This is a genomic window from Corallococcus sp. 4LFB (genome assembly GCF_046520365.1).
Taxonomy (GTDB): domain Bacteria; phylum Myxococcota; class Myxococcia; order Myxococcales; family Myxococcaceae; genus Corallococcus; species Corallococcus caeni.
This window is the reverse complement of the sequence record NZ_JBKGHJ010000845.1, coordinates 1-2185: the sequence shown is the minus strand read 5'-3', so window position 1 is coordinate 2185 and position 2185 is coordinate 1. Positions and strand designations below refer to the sequence as shown.

The 2185-nt window shown below is 72.9% G+C and carries 1 protein-coding gene and 1 pseudogene; both read right to left on the bottom strand.

The window, feature by feature from the left end:
* The coding region (locus ACLEQD_RS41875; RefSeq protein WP_410391506.1) for a tetratricopeptide repeat protein at positions 1-1113 on the bottom strand (1113 nt) is incomplete at its 3' end.
* A 106-nt stretch (positions 1114-1219) separates the two neighbouring features.
* Positions 1220-2185, bottom strand: a pseudogene (locus ACLEQD_RS41870) (DEAD/DEAH box helicase); the annotation flags it as partial.

The following is a 2185-nucleotide window of genomic DNA, read 5'->3' as shown; positions in this document are numbered from 1 at the left end:
CGCATCCGCCGCCACGGCCTTCTCGAAGGCGGCCAGCGCTCCGGCCGCGTCGTTCATCCGGCCCAGCTTGAGCGTGCCCACGCGCAGCCACAGGTCCACCTGCGCCGTGCGGTCGCGCGCCTCGCCCGCCATCGCCTCCAGCTGCGCGATCGCCGGTCCGTAGTCGCCCGCGCGCCCCGCCATCCGCTCGATGAGCGTGAGCGCCTCCGGCATGCCCGGCCACAACAGGAAGCAGCGGTCCAACGCCTCCTTCACCTTGGCGGCGGAGCCCGGGTCGTACCAGGCGAACAGCTTCGCCACGAGCAGCGACAGGCGCGCGGCGCTCTTGCGGTCGCGCTCCTCCAGCGACATGCCGCGCAGCATGCGCACCTTGTCGCGCCACACCTGCTCGAAGCGCTGCATCGCGCGGGCGGCCTTGTCCGCGCGCGCGTTCTGCGGATCCAGCTCCCGCGCCACGTCCAGCACCTGCTGCGCCAGCGCGTGCTCGGTGGGGTCGTCCACCAGCCGCTCCGCGAGCGCGGCGTACTCCTCCGCCATGCCCGCGTCGCCCAGCGCGGCGCGCTCGCGCTGGAGCGCCTCGAACGCCGGCTGGAAGCGCTCCTCGGACAGGAGCAGCTGGCGCACGCGCCGGAACGTCGCGCGGTCCGGCTTCACCCGCGCCGCGCGCTGCAGGCACAGCACCGCGCGGTCGCGCCGGAAGAGCTTCTGCTCGTAGAGGTCCGCGGCCTTCAGGTAGTGGGCCGCGCTCTCCTCGCCCTGCGTCGCGGCGCCCAGCCGCTCCAGCACGTCCACCAGCGACGACGCGTCCTGGCGGATCTCATGCAGTCGCTTGAGACCGCGCAGCGCGGGCATCGGGTCCTTCGCGACCAGCAGCGCGCGCTTGAGCAGGTCCTCCGCGCGCGGCGCGTTGCGCTGACGCTCGTGGGCCAACTCCGCCGCGCGGCACAGCAGGCGCGCCGCCTCCTCCGTGGGAACGTCCCGCGAACGCCCCTCGTACAGGCGGATCAGCTCCTCGACACGGCCCGTCTTCTCCAGGGCCGCTTCGGTTTCGACGAAGGAGCGGTCGTCGGTCACACGCAGCGTGGGACGCGCAGGGGCGGAAGGCTGTTCCATGATGCTCGTTGGCCAAAGGGGGAATGAAGCGAGGGCGCCAGCGGCCGGAGTGTACCGGCCACGGGCGCCCCCGGGCAATCATGCAAAACCTGTCAACCGGCGGGAATTATTGGCTTTCTTGCTCGCCAGCCGAGGAAGCATTTTCCGTCGACGATGCCGCGGAGTCCGCGTCGTCGCCGGCGTCCGGCGTGCTGCCGGCAGGAGGCGTGGCGGGGGTCTCCGGGAGGGCCTTCGCACGCTCCACCCCCGCGCTGTCGTTGAGCTGCGTGTACAGGGCGATGGCCTTGTCACGCTGCTGCAGCTCCTCCGCGAGCTGCGCGGCGCGGGGCAGGTGCTCCCCACCGAGCTTCTCGTAAAGGGGCAGCGCCTTGTCCTTGCGGCCCGCCTGCGTCCACGTCTCCGCGGCGGCGGCCGTGTCACCCAGCAGCTCCAGCCACCGGGCGCGGCCGGCGGGCTTCTGCTCCTGTTCGGCGCGGGCCAGCTCGCGCTGCGCGAGCTCCTTGGCCTCGTCCTCCAGGGTGAGCCGCTGCATGAAGTGGAACGCCTTCGGAGGAGGCAGGGGGCTCAGCACCTCCACCGCCTCGCGCCGCTGGCCCACGGCCACCAGCAGGGTGGCCGCGCCCAGCCGGTCGCCACGCTCCACCAGGGCCTTCACCTCCATGCCCCGGATGCGGTTGGCGCTGGCCAGGTCCCGGGCGCGCTCGTACGCCTTGCGCGCCAGGGTCAGCTTGTTCGCGCGCTCGTACGCGAGGGCCGCCTGGTCGAACTGCCGCGCGCGCTCGTACAGGCGGGCGACGTTCTCGAAGTCGGCCTTGGCGACGTAGTGCTCCATGAGCAGCTCGTACGCGCCGGCCTTCTCCAGCGTGGGGCCGATCTGCTCCGCGGGCAGCGTGCCCACCAGGCGGCGGGCCGCGTCGTTGTCCTGGCCGACAGCGCCGTGCGCAGCGCGCTCTTCAGGTCCCCGCCCGCCTCGAACAGGCGGGTGGCGTCCGTGAAGCTGTTGTTGCGCTCGTGCAGGCGCGCGGCGTCACGCGTGCGTCCCATGCCTTCCAGCTGGGTCGCCTGCTCCTTC